Source organism: Tunicatimonas sp. (assembly GCF_049647865.1).
In the GTDB taxonomy this organism is placed as follows: Bacteria; Bacteroidota; Bacteroidia; order Cytophagales; family Cyclobacteriaceae; genus Tunicatimonas.
The window spans coordinates 1-5808 of record NZ_JBARYM010000085.1 but is presented as its reverse complement, the minus strand read 5'-3'; the positions used below and the strand labels follow the sequence as shown (position 1 = coordinate 5808).

The following is a 5808-nucleotide window of genomic DNA, read 5'->3' as shown; positions in this document are numbered from 1 at the left end:
ATTACAGAGAGCACACTATCATACTCTCGATGAACAAGTAAATTATCATATTGCTGTCGATAGCCAACCTTTAGCAACCAAGATAACGAACAACCAACGAAACAAGTTAAACAAAGCGACCAAAACCAATTTTATAGCTACTACTGAACCACCAGAGAAACTGTCAGAAGTCTATCAATTTATAGCCGTGAGCTACCTAACCCGTCAGCGCAAACTCTCTCTCACTTTATCAGATTTACTGAATTATGCGAAGGCTTACCCCAGTCATTATCTGCTTTTTTCAGTGTACCATTTGAAAGTTAGAATAGCTGCCTGTATTGCAGTACAGGTTTCCAATTCAGTTGTGTATACTTTTTATTATACTGCCTTACTTACGTATAACTCCTATAGTCCTACCGTCTTATTACTATCACACATCTACCGTTACTGTCAGTCTAATAACATTTATTTATTAGATTTAGGGACTGGCTCCGAGTCTACACAAAATTTTAAGAGGCGAATGGGTGGAATACTTTCGTATAAAAGGAGCTATCTTCTAAAATGGTAAACCAACCGTTGGTATCGGTGATTGCGCTGTGTTATAACCACGAGCGATTTTTAAAAGAAGCCCTGGATTCGGTGCTGGCTCAGACCTATCCGGCAGTAGAAATTATTTTAGTTGACGATGCTAGTCTTGATGCTAGTGTTGCTATTGCACAAGATTTTCTGCAAACAAATGTGTCTCCCTACCTAGTGAAAACAATCTTTCTACCAGATAATTTAGGGAACTGCGCGGCATTTAACCGAGGGCTAGCCTTAGCCAGCGGTAAGTACATTATTGACTTTGCTACCGACGATATAATGCTTCCGCAGCGTATTGAGCAACAAGTAGCCTACTTTGAAGGCTTACCGGAAGATTATGGAGTAGTGTTTACCGAAGCAAAATATATAGACATGAGCGGACAACACCTATGGTACCACTACCGCGATCGGTTAAAGCATATCCGTCCTATCCCGACCGGAGATGTCTACGCCGATGTATTAGCTCGCTACTTTATTTCGCCTCCTACTATGATAGTTAGAAAGGGAGTATTGGATGAATTAGGTGGATACGATGAGCAACTAGCCTACGAAGATTTCGACTTCTGGATACGCTCTGCCCGAAATTGGAAGTACGCCTACTTAGATAAATGTACCACTCAAGTACGAAAGCACGCAACTTCTATGTCGGCCCAACAGTACCACCCTGGTGATCCTCAGTTGCGCTCTACGTATCTGGTTTGTCAGAAGGCATTGAAATTAAATCAAAATGAAAGTGAACAGCAGGCTTTGGCTACGCGACTTAAGTACGAAATCAGGCGGGCGTTTCGCTCTAGTAATCATAGAGAAGTTATCCTTTTATTTACACTATTACGCCAATTAAACCGGAGCAGTCCAATCTATTGGCTAGTACAAAAGCTTTCATCACTAGCTATACCTTTGCCAAAGCTAGGGCATACGTACTTCAGGAAGTGAGCGATTAGGATAGAACCAGCGTGGAAGTTGTCGTTGTGCTCTAATCTTGATCCGGTGAGTTTGCTTAACAATGCTAGGTAGATTATTATAGTAGATGTTATAGTAAGGAACTTGCTCTCCGCCAAACCGAGCGAAAAACGAAGCAACTCCTTCTTCTACAGAGCAAATTTTCTATAAGTTTTATCTATCAATTTCCGCTTAGTGTTAAATTATTAGGATACACAACATCGATTGGTACGTACGTGATGTCTACTATTCTAACTAAATATGCGCTCCTGTAGATCTTATAATCCCTCTAGATCTCCTGCATTATTCTACTAAAAGTGCGTTTAGCGCTTCATAATTCGCCAAATTATTTTTCCCTCACTCGTATGCAAGTGTACAAAGTACACGCCAACCGTATATTCCGATAGGTCAAACTGTAGCTGCCCGCTGGCTGAAGGAGTGCTATGGATTAAGGTTTCTCCCATAGTATTTGATAGCTTAGCATAATACAGTTGAGTGCCGCCTTCTGATTCTTGCGTTATCGTCAAAGTATTACTAGTAGGATTAGGATATACTAAAAACTCACGCTTGTTGGCTGCTAGCGATGGTTGCAAACTAGTAATAATGGTGGTATCAGTAACTACAGGCTCTTGAGGCACTTCATTTTCCTCTTCTTCCTGCGTTGCTTCTTTCCATTCATAAGCTCCTAGGTCGGGCGCCGTACCTTCGAATAGAAACCCTACCTCGGTACCCTGATCCACTACGTAGCTTTCTGCGTTTTTAGCGGCGTAGTAAGCAGTGGGTTTCTCACCGCTTAGTACTAATTGTGGGTCAGCTTCGGTAACACCCTCGGGTACGTTCACTACCTTCCAAGCTACATTATGACTCAAATTGATCCCTGCGTCGGGTAGGCTCCCTCGCGAAAATGCGGAAGGTTTATCAGGACTTTGAGCATCGTCGGAAAAAACGATATTGTTTTTCACTTGCCAGTTTTGTACGGCACCGCTTACTTCTAAGAAGCTAGTCGGAAAGTTGTTTCGGTCCGAGTTCACTAGGTAAACCGTATTATTGTAGATAGATACATTTTCGTTTAGCTCGTTCTTTTTAAATACAAACCCCATTGAGCACTCAGCTACATTGTGGTGAATTTTAACCGGACCCGGATTTTCGCCTCCGTGCACCTCATATACTCGCCCTGAGTTATTCCACTTCTGGGCAAAGTAATTATGATCTATCTCTAAATGCGAGCGAGGCCCCTCTATGCCACCTGATCCGTAAAACGTATTGTTATGGATATGAATAGAATACTCGTAGGTTTTATCTGTTGAGTTGGAAGTTAAACCCTGCGCCCCTCCCCGAGGTACAGAAACCATTCCGTTGAACACATTATCAAAAATCTCTAATCCCCAGTCAAACTCATGAGCCGACTCAAAGTCAAAGGGACGTCCGTCATCAACACCTTTAGAAATATTGTTATGAAAGGTATTATTGTAGAATTTAGCATCCTCGTGCCCACTGCCTTTGTAACCGTATCCGCCTCCCTTAGTCGTCTTAAACTCATTATCATGCACCGTCATATATTTAACATAGCGTGTACGCATGCCCCCGCCCCACTCACTACAGTGTTTCTCGTAGCTGGCATCTTCAAACAGGCAGCCTTCTACGTTAATCTCACCCGAGCGATTTAAGTACAGTCCGGCCCAACTGAAATTTCGGATGATTAAATTTTGTATCTCAATTCTATCACTGTCCCAAACATGAATTGCCCCATAAAGTGGATTTTCGTTGGAAGAGCTGAAACTCAACTCTTTAATGGTTATATCCTTACGTTTACTAGGTACTGAAATCAAGTAGTTCTGAGCGTGACCGGAAAAATCGCAATGTTGGTCAGAAGCAGCTGAAAACCCAGCAGCATTTGTCAGTATAGTTGCTTCTGCCCCTTGCCCTACCACCGTAAAGCCGCTTTTGAGTACCGCCGTTTTATTGGCTTCAAAGGTTCCTTTACCCAGTTCAATGGTAGCTGCCCCTTCCGGAATTTGATCGCAAGCGAACGCTAAACTTTTCCAAGCAGTTGCCAGTGAGCGACCGTCTCGGTTAACATCATTTTGCCCATCTGTGGCTACATAGTACGTGAACTGCGAATGAGCTGATAGGCTAATTATAAAGAGAAACGCAAATAGGGATGAGACCTTTACCATACAAGTAATATTTTCTGGTAAAGAACGGTAAAGCTACAGGCTGGAAAAAACGTATAATTGTTATTAATAAACCTCTGTAATTTTCTTTAACACTTATTAAAAATTAAGGAGCTACTTGTTGACTGTTTACCTAGTTCAATCAATCTGTTAATATAACCTTCTCGCTAATCTTCGTAGTATGGCTGGGCACCTACTAACTTTTCTTCTTCCGCTTTAGTTAATTTTAAATCGCGGACAATCCGCCGGAAAGTGGGTCTAAATAGGGAGAATACTACCAGCACAACAGCGTAGACTCCGGCGAATAGCTGTTCGCCGGTCAGGTATAATCCTAGTGCTGCTAAGGCATTGCTTACCATATAGTAGCCATACAATTCGCGACTTTTGTGGTAAAAAAACGCTAGCTTTTGTTGAAAAGGCCAATCTGAATCCACCGTTTGTAGTGCTTGTCGATAATTGCGGTAGCCCAAAAATATAATCAATGCCGCACCAATTATTAAAACAACATGTACCCAAGAAAGGTAAACCGTGGGTTGCAATCCACCGGCAGCTTGGTGTTGCAAATACGCGTAGCAAAAGCCTACTAGCGGACCAGCAATTAATAGATAATATGTAATGTTCAGCCTATGGAAATACTCATAAGCACTTTGCAAATACTTTTTATCAAGATCTAACATCCCCATAGGCAATAATTTGCGACCAAAGTACGAATTACTTTCTCAAATGGCTTATATTCGTAGCCATCATTGCATTTGTCCCTATAATTACTATCATAACCCAAACTAATATTTCTCTATGTATTGTCGGCATATATTGCACGCATTTATATTGATTGCAGTAGGATTCTGGTTAGTGGGGTGTAGTACTGCTATTACTCGACAAGGAGAGCAGGTATCGATTGAGCAGTTTGATTCGCTTCGTAGCACCTATTATCACCTGAACGATAGCCTAAATTATGCTTGGTCTACTGTGAAGCAGAGCGACGAGCAGAAATTACAGTATCTTGACCAGCTTCTGGATGAAATGAGCGATAAAACGTTAGTTGGCTCCGATACTTTAGCATTATTGGAGCAACTGGTATTGGAACTCCGTGCCATTCGCTTCGATTCGGTTACCATAGCTAATAGCCGCCAGATTCATCAGTACGATAGTCTTACCGGGTTAGTGAGCGATTCGCTACTGTCACTTACCGACCGTATTATTAATGTTAACGATAACCCCCGCTTACGGTACCTAACTGATAAGATCGTAAGCGAAAATAGTGGCGTCGTACTATACCGATTGCGCTATGATAATATAAGTCAAACTTTTAACCGCTTTATTGAAGATAATAGAGAGCTAATGTCGTCATTAGATAGCACGGGCCGCCCGGTGTTTAAACGACCCATGTTTAAGTTAGTGAGTGACCCACCCGCTAACCGGGAGCCAAGAAAATAATGAAGATAAAACAATCAGAGTTTGTAAAAAGCAGTGTTGAACTTGAGCAGTGCCCCACCGGTACACTACCGGAGTTTGCCTTTATTGGCCGCTCTAACGTAGGTAAATCCTCGCTCATCAATATGCTCACCGAGCGAAGGAAATTGGCTAAGACTTCCAATACCCCCGGAAAAACCCAAACTATTAATCATTTTCTAATTAATCAACAGTGGTACTTAGTTGATTTGCCCGGTTATGGCTACGCCAAAGTGAGCAAAACCCTACGCAACGATTGGGGAAAAATGATTGAATCCTATCTGCTTAATCGCCAACAGTTAGTTAATCTGTTTGTATTGATCGATTCTCGCATTCCGCCCCAGAATATTGATTTAGCTTTTATTGATTGGCTTGGTCAGAACACGATCCCTTTCGCTATTATCTTTACCAAAGCTGATAAGCAGCACGAGAAAAAAACTAAGAAAACTATCCGAGCCTTTCAAGAAGCCATGCGTGAAACTTGGGAAGAACTTCCGCCCATGCTAACGAGTTCATCAGTAACCAGAGCCGGACGAGAAGATATTCTAGAATATCTTGGTAGTTTGTTAGTATTATAGTTTGTGTTTTTGTATTCAAGTGTTCGTGTGCTTACCGCGCAATGTTCAAGAAAGTTACGTAATTTTGAACACTTGAACACTTGAACACTTGAACACTTAATTTA

6 protein-coding genes are annotated in these 5808 nt (G+C 41.8%); 4 read left to right on the top strand and 2 right to left on the bottom strand.

The features are described 5' to 3' along the window. On the top strand, nt 1-547 hold a 547-nt coding region (locus tag WBA23_RS02970), incomplete at its 5' end, for a GNAT family N-acetyltransferase (protein ID WP_424580760.1). After that, nucleotides 541-1494, top strand: coding sequence for a glycosyltransferase family 2 protein (locus WBA23_RS02965; RefSeq protein ID WP_424580759.1), 954 nt, complete (start codon nt 541-543; stop codon nt 1492-1494). The genes WBA23_RS02970 and WBA23_RS02965, both read left to right, overlap by 7 nt. Before the next feature lie 329 nt (nt 1495-1823). Here the strand turns inward: WBA23_RS02965 and WBA23_RS02960 are convergent, their stop codons facing one another. After that, on the bottom strand, nt 1824-3677 hold the full coding sequence (locus tag WBA23_RS02960; RefSeq protein ID WP_424580758.1) for a T9SS type A sorting domain-containing protein: 1854 nt from the start codon (nt 3675-3677) through the stop codon (nt 1824-1826). A gap of 164 nt (nt 3678-3841) precedes the next feature. Further along, complete coding sequence (locus WBA23_RS02955) at nt 3842-4357, bottom strand: hypothetical protein (RefSeq protein ID WP_424580757.1); 516 nt, start codon at nt 4355-4357, stop codon at nt 3842-3844. A gap of 112 nt (nt 4358-4469) precedes the next feature. Between WBA23_RS02955 and WBA23_RS02950 the strand changes: the two genes are divergently transcribed. Together WBA23_RS02950 and yihA are read left to right on the top strand one after the other, a co-directional pair. Next, nucleotides 4470-5111 carry a hypothetical protein gene (locus WBA23_RS02950; RefSeq protein ID WP_424580756.1) on the top strand — a complete coding sequence of 214 codons (642 nt, stop codon included), beginning with the start codon at nt 4470-4472 and terminating at the stop codon, nt 5109-5111. Beyond that, a complete protein-coding gene (gene yihA, locus WBA23_RS02945) occupies nt 5111-5704 on the top strand; it encodes a ribosome biogenesis GTP-binding protein YihA/YsxC (protein ID WP_424580755.1) in 594 nt (197 codons plus the stop codon). The genes WBA23_RS02950 and yihA overlap by 1 nt, the downstream gene beginning before the upstream one ends. Nucleotides 5705-5808: the final 104 nt, after the last annotated feature.